At 61.2% G+C, this 19,922-nt stretch carries 16 protein-coding genes and 1 pseudogene; 14 read left to right on the top strand and 3 right to left on the bottom strand.

From position 1 onward, the window contains the following. Positions 1–16 precede the first annotated feature (16 nt). Positions 17–2,842 carry a TMAO reductase system sensor histidine kinase/response regulator TorS gene (gene torS, locus DBR30_RS11245; protein ID WP_108542600.1) on the bottom strand — a complete coding sequence of 942 codons (2,826 nt, stop codon included), beginning with the start codon at positions 2,840–2,842 and terminating at the stop codon, positions 17–19. Between the two features lie 70 nt (positions 2,843–2,912). Between torS and torT the strand changes: the two genes are divergently transcribed. Beyond that, positions 2,913–3,959 (top strand): TMAO reductase system periplasmic protein TorT, encoded by a 1,047-nt coding sequence (gene torT, locus DBR30_RS11240; protein WP_108588350.1) that lies wholly within the window; start codon positions 2,913–2,915, stop codon positions 3,957–3,959. 37 nt (positions 3,960–3,996) lie between these two features. Then, the gene (locus DBR30_RS11235; protein ID WP_100654437.1) at positions 3,997–4,401 is read left to right on the top strand and encodes a GFA family protein; all 405 of its coding nucleotides are present in this window, start codon (positions 3,997–3,999) and stop codon (positions 4,399–4,401) included. A 39-nt stretch (positions 4,402–4,440) separates the two neighbouring features. Here the strand turns inward: DBR30_RS11235 and torR are convergent, their stop codons facing one another. Then, complete coding sequence (torR, locus tag DBR30_RS11230; RefSeq protein WP_108542599.1) at positions 4,441–5,154, bottom strand: two-component system response regulator TorR; 714 nt, start codon at positions 5,152–5,154, stop codon at positions 4,441–4,443. A 145-nt stretch (positions 5,155–5,299) separates the two neighbouring features. Here torR and torC point away from each other — a divergent pair, with 145 nt between their 5' ends. From torC to DBR30_RS11205, 5 genes are all read left to right on the top strand, one after another. Then, positions 5,300–6,466, top strand: a complete 1,167-nt coding sequence (gene torC / locus DBR30_RS11225) for a pentaheme c-type cytochrome TorC (protein WP_108542598.1) — start codon at positions 5,300–5,302, stop codon at positions 6,464–6,466. 27 nt (positions 6,467–6,493) lie between these two features. Further along, the gene (torA, locus tag DBR30_RS11220) at positions 6,494–8,986 is read left to right on the top strand and encodes a trimethylamine-N-oxide reductase TorA (RefSeq protein WP_108542597.1); all 2,493 of its coding nucleotides are present in this window, start codon (positions 6,494–6,496) and stop codon (positions 8,984–8,986) included. Between the two features lie 100 nt (positions 8,987–9,086). Next, complete coding sequence (gene torD, locus DBR30_RS11215) at positions 9,087–9,755, top strand: molecular chaperone TorD (RefSeq protein ID WP_108542596.1); 669 nt, start codon at positions 9,087–9,089, stop codon at positions 9,753–9,755. A gap of 7 nt (positions 9,756–9,762) precedes the next feature. After that, a complete protein-coding gene (locus tag DBR30_RS11210; protein WP_005338902.1) occupies positions 9,763–10,131 on the top strand; it encodes a hypothetical protein in 369 nt (122 codons plus the stop codon). Positions 10,132–10,282: 151 nt separating this feature from the next. Next, the gene (locus tag DBR30_RS11205) at positions 10,283–12,727 is read left to right on the top strand and encodes a sensor domain-containing protein (protein WP_108542595.1); all 2,445 of its coding nucleotides are present in this window, start codon (positions 10,283–10,285) and stop codon (positions 12,725–12,727) included. 56 nt (positions 12,728–12,783) lie between these two features. Here the strand turns inward: DBR30_RS11205 and DBR30_RS11200 are convergent, their stop codons facing one another. Beyond that, the gene (locus tag DBR30_RS11200; RefSeq protein WP_224968618.1) at positions 12,784–13,065 is read right to left on the bottom strand and encodes a hypothetical protein; all 282 of its coding nucleotides are present in this window, start codon (positions 13,063–13,065) and stop codon (positions 12,784–12,786) included. A gap of 167 nt (positions 13,066–13,232) precedes the next feature. Here DBR30_RS11200 and acs point away from each other — a divergent pair, with 167 nt between their 5' ends. The 7 genes and pseudogenes from acs to DBR30_RS22085 all read left to right on the top strand — a co-directional run. Then, on the top strand, positions 13,233–15,179 hold the full coding sequence (gene acs, locus DBR30_RS11195) for an acetate--CoA ligase (RefSeq protein ID WP_108542593.1): 1,947 nt from the start codon (positions 13,233–13,235) through the stop codon (positions 15,177–15,179). A gap of 288 nt (positions 15,180–15,467) precedes the next feature. Beyond that, positions 15,468–15,917 carry a type II 3-dehydroquinate dehydratase gene (aroQ, locus tag DBR30_RS11190; protein WP_005338907.1) on the top strand — a complete coding sequence of 150 codons (450 nt, stop codon included), beginning with the start codon at positions 15,468–15,470 and terminating at the stop codon, positions 15,915–15,917. Positions 15,918–15,953: 36 nt separating this feature from the next. Beyond that, the gene (gene accB / locus DBR30_RS11185) at positions 15,954–16,406 is read left to right on the top strand and encodes an acetyl-CoA carboxylase biotin carboxyl carrier protein (RefSeq protein ID WP_108542592.1); all 453 of its coding nucleotides are present in this window, start codon (positions 15,954–15,956) and stop codon (positions 16,404–16,406) included. 15 nt (positions 16,407–16,421) lie between these two features. Then, a complete protein-coding gene (gene accC, locus DBR30_RS11180) occupies positions 16,422–17,762 on the top strand; it encodes an acetyl-CoA carboxylase biotin carboxylase subunit (RefSeq protein WP_005338910.1) in 1,341 nt (446 codons plus the stop codon). Positions 17,763–17,889: 127 nt separating this feature from the next. After that, positions 17,890–18,153, top strand: a complete 264-nt coding sequence (locus DBR30_RS11175; protein ID WP_108542591.1) for a YhdT family protein — start codon at positions 17,890–17,892, stop codon at positions 18,151–18,153. Further along, complete coding sequence (gene panF, locus DBR30_RS11170; RefSeq protein WP_058059446.1) at positions 18,143–19,600, top strand: sodium/pantothenate symporter; 1,458 nt, start codon at positions 18,143–18,145, stop codon at positions 19,598–19,600. Before DBR30_RS11175 ends, panF begins: the two co-directional genes overlap by 11 nt. A gap of 89 nt (positions 19,601–19,689) precedes the next feature. Then, positions 19,690–19,922: pseudogene (locus DBR30_RS22085) on the top strand (PTS transporter subunit EIIC); the annotation flags it as partial.

Here is a 19,922-nt window from a genome sequence, read left to right as displayed (position 1 = left end):
GCATCGCCAGCAGGGCTCAGGGCTGCGCATCCCTGTTGGCCGCCAACCACTGCTGCAACCCGCTCACCGCCGCGTCAAATTGCGCCCCGATTGCCGCAGGCTCACCGCATCCCACCTCAAGAGCCGCACAGTGGCTGGCAAATTCGGTCAACCCCAGCGCCAGCGCACTCCCCTTGAGCTTGTGCGCCAGCTGACGTTGCTCACTCCCCTCACCCTGAGCCAACTTATCTACCAACACCCGCCCTTGCGACTCAAACAGCGCGACCAGCTGGCGGATCCGCGCCATGCCGAGCAGGGGCAGATCGGCATCCAGCACCGGATTGGCCCACTCGGGCTGTTTAGTTGGGGGCAGGGCTGCAGATAATTGCACCTGTGGCTCGATAGCGGCGCCCTCTTGCCGAAACAGCTGATCGATGGCGTTCGCCAGCACCGCCAGCCGCACCGGCTTGCCGACAAAATCGACAAACCCGGCGGCAAGGCAGTGGCGGATATCCTCCGGATACATCTGGGCCGAGATGGCGATGGCGGGTAGCGGCCGCTCATGCACCTCCTCACTGATAGCGGCCAGATCCTCGCGCAGGGTCATCCCGTCCATGTCGGGCAAATTGATATCGAGCAACGCCAGCTCGAAGGGGCGCTCGGTCACCAGCGCCAACGCACTGCGACCATCCTCCGCCAGGGTGACGCGATGGCCGAGGCGGGACAGCATGCCTTGCGCCACCAGCCGGTTGATCTCGTTATCCTCCACCAGCAGGATTTCACGGGACTGGCCAAGGTGCAGCGGTTGCGCCTCGGCAGGCAGCTGGGCACTCGAGCGCTGCAACGGCAAACTGAAGTTGAATTCACACCCCTTGCCCGGTTCGCTGGCAAGGATAAGCTCGCCCCCCATGGCGGCCACCAGCTTGCGACTGATCGCCAGTCCCAGCCCGGTGCCGCCCTGATGGCCTATATCACGCTTGCGCTGGCGAAACGCCTCGAACACCGCCTCCTGCTCATCGGCCGGAATGCCGGGGCCGGTATCGCGAACCACGAAGCGGATGCAGGGCTCGGCACAAGGGCCCTGACAGACAAGGGGTGCCACCGTCAGGGTAATCTGGCCACGGGCGGTAAACTTGACCGCATTGCCAAGTAAATTGCCGAGCACCTGGCGCAGCTTGCCCAGATCCCCCTCGACCACAGGCGCCAGCTCGGGCGCATACTCCAGTGCCAGGGTGACCCCCTTGGCCTCTGCCTTTAGCCGGAACAACGCGATGAGCTCATCCACCAGCAGGAATAGGGGGAAGGGCTCGCGGCGCGCCTCCACATGGCCTGCCTCTATCTTGGAGTAGTCGAGAATGTCGTTGAGGATCTCCAGCAGGGATTCGCCGCTGTGCTCGATGGCGGCCAGATAGCGCTGCTGGGTATCGCTGAGATGGGTATCTTCCAGCAGTGTCAGCCCCCCCAGAATGCCGTTCATGGGGGTGCGGATCTCGTGGCTCATGGTGGCGAGAAACACCGACTTGGCGCGGTTGGCCTGTTCGGCCTCGGCGCGGGCCTGCCGCTGCTTCTCCACCTCCTCATTGAGCCGTTCGTTAGCGTGGCTGAGCTGGCCGGTGCGCTCCTCGACCCGCGACTCAAGCTCGCGCTGATAGCGGCCCAGCTCCACCGCATTGTCACGAAACACCTGCAGGGCCCGCCCCAGCTCCGCCAGCTCATCGCGGCCCGTCCCGGCGATCGGCTCAAGGGGAGCCAGATCCCCGCGTGCCAACCGGCTCATCCCCGCCACCGCCCGTTGCAGCGGCCAGACGATCCGGCCATAGACCATGCGCCACATCAGCAGCATCAGCAGTAGCAGGGTGAGCAGGCCAATGCCCATCAACGCCTGCTCCAGCAGCCTGAGGCGCTGACTTAGCGCCTGCTGGCTCTGCCCCAGCGAATCGCGAGCACGGCTGACCAGCTCACCGACCTGCTGGTTGAGGCTGCTCATCAAGGCTTCGTTGGCATTGGCCAGCACCCGCAGCGCCTCCCCCTTGCCGAGCCAGTCGCTGCGCAGTTGCACCAGCTTGTCACTCTGCGCCAGCACGGTCAGCGCCTGCTCCACCGCCTGCCGACGAGCCGGATCGGTCACCGCCCCGGCCCGCAGTTGCAAGATGGCCAGCTCCCGTTGCCCATCGTGCAGCAGTGTTTGCAGTTGCTCCTGCCGTTCGCTGCGCCACATCTCCTCGATACGCTGCTGCTGCATCAGGGTGCGATGACGCAGCTCGGTCATCTGCTCCAGCCAGTCGAGATCCTGCTCCAGCAAACGATCCAGCGTCCGGGCCGCCTGCGCACCTTGCTGTTGGTAGAGGGAACCCAATCCCGCCACCATCACGGTTTCGGCGTTCTCCATCTGGCTGCGCGCCAGCTCGGCGATCTGCCCGGCCGCCGCCACCAGACGGGCCCGCTGCGCCTCCCCCTGCGTCATCAGGGTCAGGCGCTCTCCCACCAGCCAGCCCTGCTGACCCAGATTGCCGATGATGCTCTGACTGAGCTGATCGAGGCTTGTTGAACCCTGCCCACGGCCGAGTTGCGCCAGCACCTGTTGCAGCTGTTGTCCCTGCAGAGTGAGCAAGCGCCCCTGATGCTCCCGCTCCTGCTCGCTGGTTGCGGTGGCCAGCAGCCGTGACGCGCTCTGGATCTCGCCGCTGAGGCGAGAGAGCGTGCGGGCCAGCTCCTGGTCGGCCAACGTCTGCTGCACCCCTTGCTCCAGCTGGCGCAGATGGCTAAGCCCCACCCAGCCCAGCAGGGAGGCACTCAGGGTCAGCAACGCCATCAGGGAGAAGGCCAGCAGCAACTTGCCACCCAGGCCGGAAAAGATTCTCACGGGAAGTCCCTTGGTTGTGGTCGGCTTTGACCGGATAATATGGCCCAACACTTTAACAAAACCCCTGACCATGCGAAGCGTCTATCTCTCTCCGTTGTTGCTGATCTGGTTGCTAATGCTTCCCCGCGCCGCCCTCGCCTTTACGGTCGATCTCTGGCCCGGCGGCGAATTCAGCGGCCAACCGGTGCGCCAGCAGTGGCAGGAACCCGCCGCCGCAACCAAACCGCTGACCCTCTGTGCCCTCTACCCCCATCTGCGCGACGCCTACTGGCTTTCGGTCAATCAGGGCATGGTGGACGAGGCGAAGCGGCTGGGAGTCAAGTTGCAGATCCACGAAGCGGGGGGTTACGGCGCCCTCGCCGAGCAGCGCCAGCAGTTGCAGCGCTGCGTGCAGGAAGGGAGCGACGCTACCTTGCTCGGCGCGGTGAGCTATCAGGGCTTGCGCGAGGCGATCAAGGTCACGCCGCTGCCGGTCTTTGGTCTGGTCAACGATCTGCCCAACGGTCTGGTGCAGGCCAAGGTGGGGGTCTCCTGGTACCAGATGGGCTGGCAGATTGGCCACTGGCTGGCGCAGCGTCACCCCGCCGGCAGCAAGCCGGTCTCGGTCGCCCTCTTCCCCGGCCCGCAAGCAAGCGGCGGCAACAACTTTGTCGAACCGGGCTTTGCCGACGCCATCAAGGGGAGCGCCATCAAGCTGGTCACCACAGAGCGCGGCGACAACAGCCGGGAAATCCAACGCACGCTGGTGCAGCAGACGCTGGCCCGCTATCCCGACCTCGACTATCTGGTGGGGGGCGCCATCGCCGCCGAAGTGGCGGTCAACGAGCTGGCGCAGCGCCATCTCGACAGGCCCTGGGTGCTGAGCACCTACTTCAGCCACGGGGTACAGCGGGGCCTGCGCCGGGGCAAGATCCTCGCCGCCAACAGCGATCAGATGCGGCTGCAGGGGCGCCTTGCGGTCGCTCAGGCGGTCTGCCTGCTGCAACACCCTGATGCCAATGCCGAGCAGTGCCCGCGGGTGATGGGGCCACCCATTCTGACGCTGTCTGCGCCACTGGCCGACCCCGCAGATTCCCTCTCGGATGGCGCTTTTCGTCCCGTCTATCGGGTCGAATAGCCGTTCCAAATCCGATCAGCACACTCAAGGAGAAGAGATGAAAGAGTTACATGCCAGCTGCCTGTGCGGCGCCGTCGCCCTGACCCTGCCGGATCAGTTCGACTATATGGGGAACTGCCACTGCAGCGAATGCCGCAAGTTTTCAGGGGGAGATTACGCTTCGGTCGGCGGACTGGATGGCAACAAGGTCACCATAGTGAAAGGGGAAGAGGCCATCGGCCGCTACCGCAAATCGGCAGAGACCACCCTGGCCTTCTGTGGTCACTGCGGCTCCAGCCTGTTCAGCCAGAAGAGCAGCAGCGGCAAGATCAACCTGCGCCTCGGGGTACTGGACGATGTGCCGAGCCAGCGACCCGCGTTTCACATCTTCGTCGGCTCCAAGGCGCCCTGGCACCAGATTGGCGACGACTGCCCGCAATTTGATACCCGCCCGTCGGTCTGATCCTCGCGCCTTACACAGGCCAAGGCCATCACGCCTGATTCAGGAGGCTATCTCACCGGCAAACAGATAGCCTTCACCATGGACGGTGACAAACAGCTGGGGATCCCGCGGATCCGGCTCCATCTTGCCGCGCAGCCGCCGGATCAACACGTCTATGGTGCGATCGCTCGGGCCATCGCCGCGATGGCTGATGAGGGTCAGGATCCGCTCCCGACTGAGCACCCGCCCGGCATGGGCGACAAAAGCCACCAGCACTTCATATTCGGCCTTGGTCAGGCGCACCGGCACTCCGTCCTTGCTGAGCTGGCGGCGGGGGATGTCAAAACGCCAAGGGCCGAAGCGCACCGCATCATCAGCCACCGCAGGCTCGCTCGGCGCGGCGGCCGCCAGCGAGATCCGCCACAGCAGATTCTTGACTCGCACCAGCAACTCCCGCAGCTCGAACGGCTTGGTGACATAGTCATCGGCTCCCATCTCGAGGCCGACTATCCGGTCTACCGCATCACTGCGGCCGGTGACCAGAATGATCCCCACCGTGCTGCGCGCCCGCAGTTCACGGGTCAGCAGCAAACCATCTTCCCCCGGCAGGTTGATATCCAGCATCACCAGATCGACCGTTTGTTCCGCCAGCACGGCGCGCATCTCCTGGCCGTTTTCGACCGCCGTCACCCGATAGCCCTCCCGCTCGAAATAGCCGGTCAGCTTCTCGCGGGTAACCGCATCATCTTCAACAACCAGAATGTGGTAGCTCATGGGCAGGGTTCACGATGGTCGACAAGGGAGGGTTATTCTATTCACATTTTGTCATAAATACCCCTATTTCATTAATTTGTGGCGGCAGCCCTGTTCACAACGCCTCCCTATCATGGCTCCCATCAAAAAAGTGATGTGAGAGAGCATGATGAAAAAACTGTGGCACTTCCTGCGCACCCCCAGCCGTCGCTGGTCGGTACTGGCGCTGCTTCTGGTGGGCGTCGGCGTCACCCTCGCGGGCACCGTCGGCCTGCACTACGGCTTTGAGAAAACCAGCAGCCTCGAATTCTGTATCTCCTGCCACTCCATGAAAGACACCGTCTATCCGGAGTACAAGGAGTCCATCCACTTCAAAAATGCCTCAGGGGTACAGGCGGTCTGTACCGACTGTCACCAGCCGAAGGACTTTGTCGGCAAGGTGGCCCGCAAGATGGAGGCGGCCAACGACCTCTATCAGGAGTACATAGGCCACAGCATCGACACCCAGGAGAAGTTCGAGGACCGGCGCCTGCATCTGGCCGAGAAGGTGTGGGCACGGATGAGCAGCCAGAACTCCAAGACCTGCAAGTCCTGCCACAGCTACGACAACATGGATCACGCCAAGCAGTCCCCGGCGGCCGCGCTGGCGATGAAAGACGCGGCGGCGAAGAACATGAACTGCATCGAGTGCCACAAGGGCATCGCCCACGAACTGCCCAACATGGCGGGCGGCTTCCGGGCCACTTACGCCACCCTGGTTAACGACGCGCAAGAGGCGCCAGCCGCCAAGACCCTCTACAACCTGGGTGAAAAAGATCTCTATGCCAGCGAACAGAGCACCGACCCGGTCGGCAAACTGCTGCCTGCCTCCCGTATCGACGTCGTAGACCGCAGCGGCGATCGCCTCAAGGTGACCATCGAAGGGTGGCGTGAGAGCGACGGCAAGGGCCGGGTACTGAGCGAATACATGGGCAAGCGGGTCTTCGTCGCCACCATCCGTGACGAACTGAAAGCGAGCGAGAAAGTGCTCAAGCAGGAGACCGACAGCGCCACCCATATCAAGTGGGAGCAGGTTCAGGTGCAGGCCTGGGTCGATGGCAAGGGCTTTGAGTCCTCGCTCAAACCGATCTGGGATTACGCTGGCGAGATGTACAAATCCACCTGCAACTCCTGCCACGGCGCGCCGGATCCCGCTCACTTCACTGCCAACGGCTGGATCTCGGGGCTCAAGGCGATGTCTGCCTACTATCGCCTGAGCAAGGAAGAGGAGCGCACCCTGCTCAAATACCTGCAAAACCATGCCGCCGATACCGGTGGTCAGGGCAGCCACTAAGTCCGGATTCGAAAGAGGAATAACAAGATGATCAATATTTCCCGTCGTGGTTTTCTGGGTGGCTTGCTGGCCAGCGGTGCCTCTGCCCTGATCGGCCCCTCCCTGCTCGGTCGCGCCGTGATGGCCGCCGAGTCCGGCGAAAAACTGGTGCAATCCGGTTCCCACTGGGGCGCCTTCCGCGCCCGGGTGGTCGATGGCCGCTGGGTCGAGACCCTGCCGTTCGAGCATGACAAGCACCCCACCGACATGCTCAAGGCCTTGAGTGAGGTGGTCTACAACCCCTCCCGCATCCGCTACCCCATGGTGCGACTGGACTGGCTGCGCAAGGGCCACCAGTCCGACACCAGCGAACGCGGCCAGAACCGCTTCGTGCGGGTCACCTGGTCCCAGGCGCTGGACTTCTTCTATCACGAGCTGGAGCGGGTGCAGAAGACCTATGGCCCGAGCGCCCTCTATGCCGGTCACTCCGGCTGGCAGTCGGTGGGCAAGCTGCACTCCGCTGGTGCCATGCTGGGGCGCGCCATGAACCTGCACGGCACCTATCTGGCCAAGGCCGGTGACTACTCCACCGGCGCCGCCCAGGTGATCCTTCCCCACGTGGCGGGCGCCATGGAGGTGTATGAACAGCAGACCTCCTGGCCGCTGGTGCTGGAGCACAGCAAGACCATCGTTATCTGGGGCTCCGATCCTATCAAGAACCTGCAAGTGGGCTGGCTGGTGCCGGATCACAGCGTCTACGACTACTGGGCGCAGCTGAAAGAGAAGGTGGCCAAGGGCGAGATCCGGGTGATCAGTGTCGATCCGGTCAAATCCAAGACCCAGAAGTACCTCAATTGCGATCAGGTGACCCTGAATCCGCAGACCGACGTGCCGCTGATGCTGGGCATCGCCCACACCCTCTATAGCGAGAAGCGCCACGATGAGGCGTTCCTGAAGAACTACACCACCGGCTTTGACAAGTTCCTGCCCTACCTGCTGGGCACCAGCGATGGTCAGGTGAAGGACGCCGAGTGGGCCGCCGCCATCTGTGGCGTCCCTGCCGAGACCATCCGCGAACTGGCCCGCACCATGAGCAGCGGCCGCACCCAGCTTATCGGCGGCTGGTGTGTGCAGCGCATGCACCACGGCGAGCAGTACGCCTGGATGCTGGTGGTACTGGCCTCGATGATTGGTCAGATCGGCCTGCCGGGCGGTGGTTACGGCTTTGGCTGGCACTACAACGGGGCGGGCACCATCACCTCCAGCGGCCCCATCATGTCCGGTTTCAGCTCGGTCATTCCCGGGGTCAAGCCGCTCCATGACGGCGACTGGAAGGGCTACTCAAAATTCATTCCGGTGGCCCGTTTCGTCGACTGCATCCTCAATCCGGGCAAGCAGATCGCCTTCAACGGCCAGACCATCACCTACCCCCACATGAAGATGGCGGTGTTCTGCGGCAACAACCCGTTCCACCACCAGCAGGATCGCAACAAGATGGTCGCGGCCTGGCGCAAGCTGGAAACCGTGGTCAGCATCGATCACCAGTGGACAGCCAGCTGCCGCTTCGCCGATATCGTGCTGCCCGCCACCACCACTTATGAGCGGGATGACATCGAGCAGTGGGGCTCCCACTCCAACGCGGGCATTCTGGCCATGTACAAGGTGGTTGAGCCGCTGTTCGAGGCGCGTGATGACTACGACATCTTCGCCGATCTCTGCCGTCGCTTCGGTCGCGAGGCCGAGTTCACCGGTGGCAAGAGCAAGCTGGAGTGGATCCAGAGCATCTATGACGACGCCCGCCTGCAGGGCCGCGGCATCGGCATTCGTCTGCCCCGTTTCAGCCAGTTCTGGCACGGCGAAGGCTTCGTCACCTTCCCGGCAGGCCAACCCTGGGTGCGCCACGAGTCGTTCCGTCAGGAGCCGGATCTGGAACCACTGGGTACCCCGTCCGGCCTTATCGAGATCTACTCCAAGACCATCGCTGACTACGGCTATGGGGATTGCCCGGGCCACCCGGTCTGGATCGAGCCCTACGAGCGCTCCCACGGCGGGCCGGGCAGCGCGCGTTTCCCGCTGCACCTGCAATCCTGCCACCCGGACAAGCGGCTGCACAGCCAGCTCTGCTCCTCCGACAACTACCGCGCCACCTACACGGTGCAGGGTCGCGAACCTGTCTATATGAATCCGCAGGATGCCAAATCCCGCGGCCTCAAAGACGGCGATCTGGTGCGGGTGTTCAACGGCCGCGGTCAGGTATTGGCCGGTCTGGTGGTGAGCGATGACTACGCCCCCGGCGTAGTCCGGATACAGGAAGGTGCCTGGTATGGCCCGCAAGAGGGTGGCAAAGTGGGGACGCTCTGTACCTACGGCGATCCCAACGTGCTGACCGCCGACATCGGCTCCTCCAGCCTGGCGCAGGCCACCACGGCCCATACCGCGCTGGTGGAGATCGAGAAGTTCCGCGGGCAGGCACCGGCAGTCACTGCCTTCGGCGCGCCGGAATCGGCAAAGGGCATCGACCCCATGTTCCCGGCACTCTGACCCCGGGGGGGACGAAAGCGCCCCCTTGAGTTTCCTTTATTTTTAAAGTCGTTAGAATCGGGAGCCATCAAGGCTCCCGATTGCCATCCACGGAGGAAAAATGCAGGAATTTATGGCTACCAGCGAACGCCGGGCCGAACTCTACTGGTGGTTCTCCACCCTGTTCGCCGCCGAACTCAGTGATGAGCAGATCGCCGAATATGACACCTATGATGTGCGAAGCTTCCTGAAAAGCCTCTCCACCCTGGATCCGATGCGCGAAGCCGTGGCCGAGCTCAACGAGGCCATCGCTCGCCTGCTGGTGCGCCCGGATCGCCAACTGGAACTCGCCGCCGACTTCGCCGGGCTGTTTCTGGTGGATCCCAAGCAGGGCGCCCTGCCCTACGAATCGCTCTACCGTGGCGATGCCAAGCTGCTGATGCAGGCCCCGATGGCCGAGATGCAGGCTCGCCTCGAGCGCCTCGGCATCAATGTCAGCGATAAATACAAAGAGCCTGCCGACCATCTGGCCATCGAGCTGGATCTGATGGGCAATCTCATCATCCGCGCGGCGGAAGCAAAGAGCGCGGCCGAGCGGGAACGCTGGCTCGACGAGCAGGAAGCGCTGCTGCACGGCCATCTGCTGGGCTGGTTTGACAAGTTCGAAAGCACCTGTCGCGCCGCCGACCGGTTTGGCTTCTACGGCGCCAGTGCCCGTCTACTGGGGGTCTTCCTCAAGATGGATGCCAACTACCTCTCTCTGGTCAAACCGGCACCGTCCGCCGACTGAGGCCGCGATGAAGACAGCCCTGCTTCTGATTGCATGCTGGCTGCTGGCCCTGATCCCGCTAGATCAGGGCATTACTCCCCTGATCGCGCTGCTGTTCAACCCGGATCGCGAGCTCTACGGCACCGCCCAGCTCACCGGCTTTGCCGGCATCCTGCTCACCCTCTACCTTGCCAATCTCGGCGTCGAGGTGGTGTTGCGCCGCCGCTTCCAGATCGCCGGTATGCTGGCGCTACTGGCCGCCTGGATCGACTTCATCAACAGCAGTGGCTGCGAGTCGCACTTCCTGCTGCTCTATCTGCTTGCCCTCCCCTTCCATCTGATCGGCTGGCTGGTATTTGTGCGTGGTATTCAGGCGTTTGGTCGCCAGAAGGGATAACCACTCGCCCCCTTTTTCCATCCTTTTATCAGGTTTTCTGCCAATTCTTGCCGTCAAAACAACCAGATAACTCCGCTTGACTCCCGGCCAAACAGTTCGTGCCATACTGACAACTGATGCAAGTGACAAAACAATCAATGCCGAGGTCATCATGGATGGGAAGCTCTTCAACGCCGACACCGAGGCAATGTTGACCCAGCTGTCAGATCACACCGTCCTAGAACAGCTGATGGATAATGCCCCTCTGGGCATCGGCGTCTTTGACTGCGAATTTCGCTACCGTAAAGTCAATCAGGTGCTGGCCGACATCAATGGCAAGAGCATCGAGGAGCATCAGGGCAAGCACCTCAGAGAGGTGGTTCCCAAGCTGGCACCGACGCTGGAGCCCATGTTTCAGCAGATCATGCGAAGCGGCATGCCCTACGTGGATATCGCCATCACGGGCCAAACCGCGGCGTACGACAGCAGCTCCCGCCGCTTTCAGGCCACCTACAGCCCGATGCGTGATGAGAAAGGGGAGCTGAACGGCATCCTCGCCATTGTGCGGGACATCACCGAGCAGTACGAAACCGAACAACGGCTGCAACTGGCAATGCGAGCGGCCCAAATCGGGGTGTGGGAGTGGCACGTAGCGGAAGACAGATTGCTGTTCGACGGCCAGATTGAGCCGCTGCTGGGCATCGAGGCCAACCAGTTCCACGGCGGGCTGCAAGCGTTCGTCGACTGTTTTGAACCGGAATCCGGCAGCCAGCTCAAGGCCGCCCTGCAAAGTCATGACCCCATCCATCTCACCCTGAGCTACCTTACCGCACTCAACGAGCGCCACTGGGTCGATATTCATGCCGACCATGTCCCCGCCACCGAGTCGGTCGGCCACCGGGTCATGGGGGTCATTCACAATGCCACCGCCCGCCGCCGTCAGGAGGAGCGGCTCCATCAAGCCAACGTGGTATTCGATACCACGGCCGAGGGGATCATCATCCTCGACAGCGAACACCATATTCTGTCGGTCAACCCGGCCTTCACCATGCTGACCCAATACAATGCCGAGGAGGTGATAGGCCGCACCCCGGATATCATCATGCATCCCAGGCGCTACACCGACCTCGACTATCCCTGGTATCACCTGCGCCCCGGCAACAACGCCTGGCATGGCGAGATGGTTTGTCTGCGCAAGGATGGCAGCTACTTCTCCTCCTGGCAGCAGATCAGCGCTGTCTATGACAACTTCAACAACACCACTCACTATGTGATCGCCCTCTCCGACATCAGCGCGATTCGCAAGGTGGAGGCCGAGCTGAACCACCTTGCCTATCATGATCCCCTGACCGAGCTGGGCAATCGCCATCTGTTGCAGGAGCGGCTGGCCCTTGAGCTGAAAACCGCGCAGCTCAATCGCAAACGGTTGGGGCTGCTCTTTATCGATCTGGATGGCTTCAAGCTGATCAACGACAGCCTGGGCCACGGAGTTGGCGATGAGCTGCTCAAGCGGCTGGCAGAGCGGATCCGCGGCTGCCTGCAGCACAACGATCTGGCGACCCGCCTCGGGGGAGACGAGTTTCTGGTGCTGATCCCCTATCTGGAAGAGCCCGACGAGCTGGCAACCCTCGCCAATACCCTGCTAACCGTGTTGCGTGAACCAGTTGAGCTGGCTCATGAGCTGGTGGCAATCTCGGCAAGTATCGGTATCGCTATCTATCCGGATCATGCTGACAGCCCGGAAACCCTGGTCAGCGCCGCCGACAGCGCCATGTACGAGGCGAAAAGTCAGGGGCGCAATGGATTCCAGTTCTATACCCCCTGCATGGCAGCTCGAGCCCGCGAGCGGATGCAGATTGAACAGGGTCTGCTCAAGGCCCTTGAGCTCGAACAGCTCTGCATTTTCTATCAACCCATGACCAATCTGGCCAACGGCCACCTGAGTGGACTGGAAGCCCTGCTGCGCTGGCAGCATCCCAATGAGGGGATGATAGCGCCGACCCGCTTTATTCCGGTGGCAGAGGAGTGCGGCCTGATCGAGAAAATTGGCGAGTGGGTGATGCGCAACGCCTGCGAGCAGGGACAAAACTGGCTGGCCGCCGGACTGCCGGTGCCCCGCTTGTCGGTCAATGTGTCGGTGCGGGAGATGCGCTCCCCGGGCTACGTTGAACGGGTCGCCGCTATTCTGGCCGAGACCGGATTTCCGCCAGAGCGGCTCGAGATCGAGGTGACGGAGAGCATCATCCAGCGGGTCGAACAGAGTCTGGATCTCTTTACCCGCCTGAAAAGTCTCGGCGTGCAGATTGCCATTGATGACTTTGGTACCGGCTTCTCGTCACTGAGTCTGCTCAAGACCCTGCCGATCGATCGCATCAAGATCGACCGGGCGTTTGTGCAGGCATTACCGGAAGACAAGAACAGTAGGGAGCTCTGTCGCACCATCATCAATCTGGCCGACAGTCTGGATATGGAGGTCACCGCCGAAGGTATTGAAACCAAGGCACAACACGCCTTCTTGCAATCACTCAACTGCGGCGAAGGACAGGGTTATCTGTTCAGCAAACCACTGCATGTCGAACATATGGGAGATCGCCTGCATCAACGCTACGTCTCATAGCGGCAGGCATCATCATCACCAGCCGGGAGGCATCCGCCTCCTGGCTGCCGACCGGATTACCACTCAATCTGCAAGCGGGATTCCCAACCATCATCACGATCATTGAGCATACGCGTCAACGGTGATTCGCCAGCATAACGGGGAGCTGGCTCGCTGAAGGTAAGCCTGGTACCGGGCTCTTTGGCCTGCCATGCATGACCAAGCTGATCGGCCACCCGATCCCGCAACGCGGGTGAGGCCTCCTGATGGGTGATCGCAAACTCTTTCGGAGGTTCACCAGCGGGCACTGGCGCATCAAACTGCCAGAGGGATGTACAGAGCAACAGAGAAAACATCATGACCTCCAATTAATCGACACGGCCCCCTTTTACTCAACCACCGATTAATTGTCACTCTTTGTCCTGTAACCAACTGTTGCCGCCTATCCAAAAGTCTAATTGCCCCCCGCCACCAAAGGTATAAGTTGTTAAGAAACCATTAAAAGATCTATTCAAAGGAGTGACAGATGAGCGAGAGCAAGGTCTACCCGGTCAAACCCCACATCAGCAGCAATGCACTGCTAGACAAGGGCGACTACGCCGCCATGTATCAGGCTTCCGTCGAGGATCCGGACGCCTTCTGGGGAGAGCAGGGAAAAATTCTCGACTGGATGAAACCCTATACCAAGGTCAAGAACACCTCCTACGATCCGGGCCATGTCTCCATTAAATGGTTTGAAGATGGCCAGCTCAACGTCTCGGCTAACTGTCTCGATCGCCATCTCGCCGAACGGGGTGACAAGATCGCCATCATCTGGGAAGGGGACAACCCCGCCGAAGATCGCAAACTCACCTACCGCGAACTGCACAGCGAAGTGTGCAAGTTTGCCAACGTCTTGAAAGCACAAGGGGTTCACCGCGGCGACGTGGTCTGCCTCTATATGCCCATGGTGCCGGAAGCCGCCATCGCCATGCTGGCCTGTACCCGCATCGGCGCGGTACACAGCATCGTCTTCGGCGGCTTCTCGCCGGAAGCTCTGGCCGGCCGCATCATCGACTCGGGCTCGCGCATCGTCATCACCGCCGACGAAGGGCTGCGTGGTGGCCGTCCGGTGCCGCTCAAGAAAAATGTGGATGAAGCGCTCACCAACCCGGATACCCAGGTCAACAAGGTGATCGTGCTCAAGCGCACCGGCGGCAATGTCGCCTGGCACAACCACCGCGACATCTGGTGGCATGAAGCGACCGCCGCCGTCAGCAGCGACTGCCCGCCCGAGGCGATGAACGCCGAAGATCCGCTCTTTATCCTCTATACCTCCGGCTCCACCGGCAAACCCAAGGGGGTGCTGCACACCACTGGCGGCTATCTGGTTTATGCCACCCTCACCTTCAAATATGTGTTCGACTACCACGAAGAGGATATCTACTGGTGTACCGCCGACGTGGGCTGGGTCACCGGCCACTCCTATCTGGTCTACGGGCCGCTTGCCAACGGCGCCACTACCATCATGTTCGAAGGGGTGCCCAACTACCCGGCCACCAACCGCATGAGTCAGGTGGTGGACAAGCACCAGGTCACCATCCTCTATACCGCCCCCACCGCCATCCGCGCCCTGATGGCCAAAGGCAACGAAGCGGTCACCGGCACCTCGCGCCAGAGCCTGCGCATCATGGGCTCGGTGGGTGAACCCATCAACCCGGAAGCCTGGGAGTGGTACTACCGCACCATTGGCGATGAGCGCTGCCCCATTGTCGATACCTGGTGGCAAACCGAGACCGGAGGCATCTTGATTACGCCGCTGCCCGGCGTCACCGACCTGAAACCGGGCTCGGCGACTCGTCCCTTCTTCGGGGTGCAACCGGCGCTGGTCGACAACATGGGCGAGCCGCTGGAGGGGGCCACCGAGGGCAATCTGGTGATCACTGACTCCTGGCCGGGTCAGATGCGCACCGTATTCGGCGATCACGAGCGGTTCGAGCAGACCTACTTCTCCACCTTCCCGGGCCGCTACTTCACCGGCGACGGTGCCCGTCGCGACGAGGACGGCTACTACTGGATCACCGGTCGGGTGGATGATGTACTCAACGTCTCTGGCCACCGCATGGGTACCGCCGAAATTGAATCGGCGCTGGTGGCCCATCCCAAGATCGCCGAAGCCGCGGTGGTGGGGGTTCCTCACGAGATCAAGGGTCAGGGTATCTATGCCTATGTCACCCTGATCGCCGGGGAAGAGCCGAGCCGCGAGCTGCACAAAGAGGTGAAGGAGTGGGTCCGCAAGGAGATTGGTGCCATCGCCACGCCGGACGTGATCCACTGGGCAGAGGGGCTGCCGAAGACCCGTTCCGGCAAGATCATGCGTCGCATCTTGCGCAAGATCGCCACCGGCGAGACCGACAGCCTGGGGGATATCTCCACTCTGGCGGATCCGGGCGTAGTAGACAAACTCATTCGCGAGAAGTCGGAAGCAGCCTGATCCCGCTTCGTTTGTTGCTCAACAAAGCCGGCCCTGTGCCGGCTTTGTCGTTTCTTATCTGCCAGCAAACAGCAAGGTGGCAGCGACGAAGTATCTCAGGTCGAAACGTGCAATAAATAGCCAGATGTAGAGATTAGACCAGTAAAATGCTGCTAATTTTCACGAAATCAATATAATTGCGAAATCTGTGTGCCAGGGCACACCGATTTGCGCAGAAAATGGCTAGATTTCTGGTAGTCCACAAGATAGCTGATAGATAGCAGCATTATCATCGAGGATGTACTCAATATGTCGCAAAATCACCGAATTCTCCTGCTCAACGGACCAAACCTGAATCTGCTGGGCAAACGGGAACCGGGTATCTACGGCAGCAAGACGCTTGATGAGATCGTCGCCGATCTGAAGCTTAACGCCAGCGAACTCGGTGTCACTCTGGAACATCTGCAATCCAATGCCGAACATGAGTTGGTCGGCCGCATCCATCAGGCCATGGGCCAGGTGGATTTTATCATCATCAATCCAGCCGCCTTCACCCACACCAGCGTCGCCATTCGCGATGCGCTGCTGGGTGTCGCCATCCCTTTTATCGAGGTTCACCTGTCAAACGTCCATGCCAGGGAGCCGTTCCGTCATCACTCCTATCTGTCTGATGTCGCAAAAGGGGTCATTTGTGGTCTGGGGGCCGATGGCTACCAATTCGCTTTAACCGCGGCCGTGCACCATCTGCGCGCGGCTTGATAATCACTGATCAGATAAAGAAGAAAGAGAATGCTAATGGATATCCGCAAAATCAAGAAGCTGATTGAACTGGTTGAAGAGTCCGGCATCGCCGAACTGGAGATCTCCGAAGGTGAAGAGTCCGTTCGCATCAGCCGCAACTTCTCCGGTCAGGTGACCACCGCCATGCCGCAGATGATGATGCAGCAAGCTGCTCCGGTTGCCGCACCTGCCGCCCCGGTTGCCGCGGCACCGGCCGCCGATGCAGCCCCGAGCGGTCACCTGATGCGCTCCCCGATGGTTGGCTCCTTCTACCGCTCCTCCAGCCCGGATGCCAAGCCGTTCGCGGAAGTGGGTCAGCAAGTCAATGTCGGCGACACCCTGTGCATCGTCGAAGCCATGAAAATGATGAACCAAATCGAGTCTGACAAGGCCGGTGTGATCAAAGCGATCCTGGTTGAAAATGGTCAGGCCGTCGAATTTGACGAGCCGCTGTTCATCATCGAATAAGGGAAATCGCCACCCATGTTGGACAAAGTAGTCATCGCCAACCGCGGTGAAATTGCCCTGCGGATCCTGCGCGCCTGTAAAGAGCTCGGGATCAAGACAGTGGCCGTTCACTCCACCGCCGACCGGGAGCTCAAACATGTGCTGCTGGCCGACGAATCCATCTGTATCGGCAGACCGGCCAGTACTGAATCCTACCTCAACGTCCCGGCCATCATCGCCGCCGCCGAGGTAACCGGTGCCGTGGCCATCCACCCGGGTTACGGCTTCCTCTCCGAGAACGCCGATTTCGCCGAAGTGGTCGAAAAATCCGGCTTCATCTTCATCGGCCCGCGCGCCGAGACCATTCGCCTGATGGGTGACAAGGTCTCCGCCATCGAAGCGATGAAGAAAGCGGGCGTACCGTGTGTACCGGGCTCTGACGGCCCCGTCGACAACGACGCCAAGCACAACGCCGCCATTGCCAAGCGCATCGGCTATCCGGTGATCATCAAGGCCGCCGGTGGCGGTGGTGGTCGCGGTATGCGTGTGGTGCGCAATGAAGCGGAACTGGCTGGCGCCATCGCCCTGACCAAATCCGAAGCAGGCCAATTCTTCAAGAACGACATGGTCTACATGGAGAAGTACCTGGAAAACCCGCGCCACATCGAAATTCAGGTGTTGGCAGACGGCCAGGGCAACGCCCTCTATCTGGGCGAGCGTGACTGCTCCATGCAGCGTCGCCACCAGAAAGTGGTGGAAGAGGCACCGGCACCCGGCATCACCGCCGAAATGCGCAAGTTCATCGGTGAGCGCTGCGTGCGCGCCTGTATCGAGATCGGTTACCGCGGTGCGGGTACTTTCGAGTTCCTGTACGAGAACGGCGAGTTCTATTTCATCGAAATGAACACCCGTATCCAGGTTGAGCATCCGGTCACCGAGATGGTCACCGGTATCGATCTGATCAAGGAGCAGCTGCGCATCGCCGCCGGCCAGCCCCTGTCGATCACCCAGCAGGATATCCGCATCCGTGGTCATGCCATCGAGTGCCGGATCAACGCCGAAGATCCGGCCACCTTCATGCCCTCTCCGGGTCTGGTGCAGCGCTTCCACGCGCCGGGTGGTCTGGGCGTGCGTTGGGACTCCCACATTTATGCCGGTTACAAGGTACCGCCCCACTACGATTCGATGATCGGCAAGCTGATCTGCTACGGCGAGAATCGTGACATTGCCATCGCCCGTATGCGTCATGCGCTGGACGAGTTGGTGGTGGAAGGGATCAAAACCAACGTACCGTTGCAAAAAGAGATCATGAAAGACGAAAACTTCCAGCACGGTGGCACCAATATCCACTATCTGCACAAGAAGTTAGGTCTGTAAGGATCGCTGATAGAGACCGGACTTCCGATGGAAGTCTGCTCTGCAAGGAGCCTCTGCTGAAAAAGGGCCATGGCGACATGGCCCTTTTTTGTTATCCTTGCGCCCCTCAAATTTGTCGGAGGCCAAGGTGAACCGTTTTGCTCTCGCCCGCCGGGAAGCAGCTTTCTGCCTGCTGCTGACCCTGTTCTACTTCTTTGCCTGGTATGGCACCGCCTATTTTATCCCGCCCCAGCTGGAGTTGTGGGGGCTGCCACTGTGGTTCCTGCTCAGCTGCATGGTGATGCCGCTGCTGTTCATTCTGCTCTGCGCCCTGATGGTGAACCGGCTGTTTGTGGAGATCCCCCTCGATACCCACTCCCCTTCCGGCAAGGAGTCACCCCATGAATCTTGAGTTGATGCTGCCGCTCGTCATCTATCTGGTGCTGGTGCTGGGGGTGGGTTTCTGGGCCAGCCGCCATCGCGCAGAAGGCAACTTCGTGCAGGAGTACTTCATCGGCAACCGCAGCATGGGCGGGCTGGTGCTGGCGATGACGCTGGTGGCCACCTACACCTCAGCCTCCTCCTTTATCGGCGGACCGGGCGCGGCCTACAAGATCGGTCTGGGCTGGGTGTTGCTGGCGATGATCCAGCTGCCCACCGTCTGGCTCACTCTGGGAGTACTGGGCAAGAAGTTCGCCATCATCGCCCGCCGGGTCAATGCGGTGACCATCAACGACATGCTGTGGGCTCGCTACCAGAGCAAGGCTGTGGTGATCCTCGGCTCCGTTACTATCATCCTCGCCTTTATCGCGACCATGGTGGTGCAGTTTATCGGCGGCGCCCGCCTGCTGGAGACCGCCACCGGCCTCTCCTACCAGCAGGGGTTGATGCTGTTTGCCAGCTGCGTACTGCTCTACACCATCATCGGCGGCTTCCGCGCCGTGGTGATGACCGATGCCCTGCAAGGGATCATCATGCTGATCGGCACCGGCGCCCTGCTGGCGGGGATTCTGATTGCCGGTGACGGCCTGCCGAACCTCATCCACCAGCTCAGGGAGATCGATCCCAAGCTGGTGAGCCCGCAGGGGGCCGGCGACATGCTGACCCAGCCCTTTATGCTGAGCTTCTGGATCCTGGTCTGTGTCGGGGTGGTGGGGCTGCCCCACTCGGCGCTGCGCTGCTTTGGCTATCGCGACAGCAAGGCGCTCCATCGCGGCATTTTGATCGGTACTGTGGTCAGCGCCCTGCTGATGTTTGGCATGCATCTGGCGGGCGCCCTCGGCCGCGCCATCCTGCCGGGCATGGACAGCCCGGACAAGATCATGCCCTCCCTGATGATGGAAGTGCTGCCACCTTGGCTGGCCGGGGTCTTTCTGGCGGCGCCGATGGCGGCAATCATGTCCACCATCGACTCCCAGCTGATCCAGGCTTCCGCCACTCTGGTGAAGGATCTCTATCTCAACTATCTGAGTCCAAAGCAGGAGAAGCTGGAGGTGCGCATCCCCCGCCTCTCCCTGCTCTGCACCCTGATCTTGGGCACCCTGGTGCTGCTGGCGGCACTGCAACCGCCCGAGATGATCATCTGGCTCAACCTGCTCGCCTTTGGCGGTCTGCAGGCGGTGTTCCTCTGGCCGCTGGTGCTCGGTCTCTATTGGTCACGGGCCAACGGCCCGGGCGCACTGGCCAGTATGGTCAGCGGCATCGTCAGCTATGGGGTACTCAGTCAGTGGGGGATCAAGCTGGCTGGCCTGCACGCCATCGTGCCAAGCCTCACGCTGGCGCTGGTGGTCTTTATCACGGTCAGCCTGCTGACGGCACCGCCCTCGCGGGAAGTGCGCGAGCTTTTCGGGCAGAAATAATAAAAATATAAATTAGGGGTTCCAAAACTATCCCCAAATAGGTGTTTTCCGGTTAAACTGTGCGCCAAGTCACAGAACGTAGCCGCTGTATGCCCGTTAAAGCCACTCGACAAGTCGTTACTCAAGCCCTGCAGCGGCTCGGTTATGCCCTGCTGCTGCCCGTCTCCATCCTGCCGATGGCGGCGTTGATCTACCGGCTTGGGCAACCCGACGTGCTCGATTTGGCGGTGCTCTCCCTCACCGGTCAGGCGATCTTCAGCCAGATGCCGCTTATCTATGCGGTGGCGATCGCCTTTGGCCTGAGTCGGCAGGAACTGGGTGG

Origin of the sequence: Aeromonas sp. HMWF017 (genome assembly GCF_003061465.1) — a bacterium.
Taxonomy (GTDB): domain Bacteria; phylum Pseudomonadota; class Gammaproteobacteria; order Enterobacterales; family Aeromonadaceae; genus Aeromonas; species Aeromonas veronii.
The sequence above is the reverse complement of the archived record's forward strand: the minus strand, read 5'-3'. Positions and strand labels throughout refer to the sequence as shown.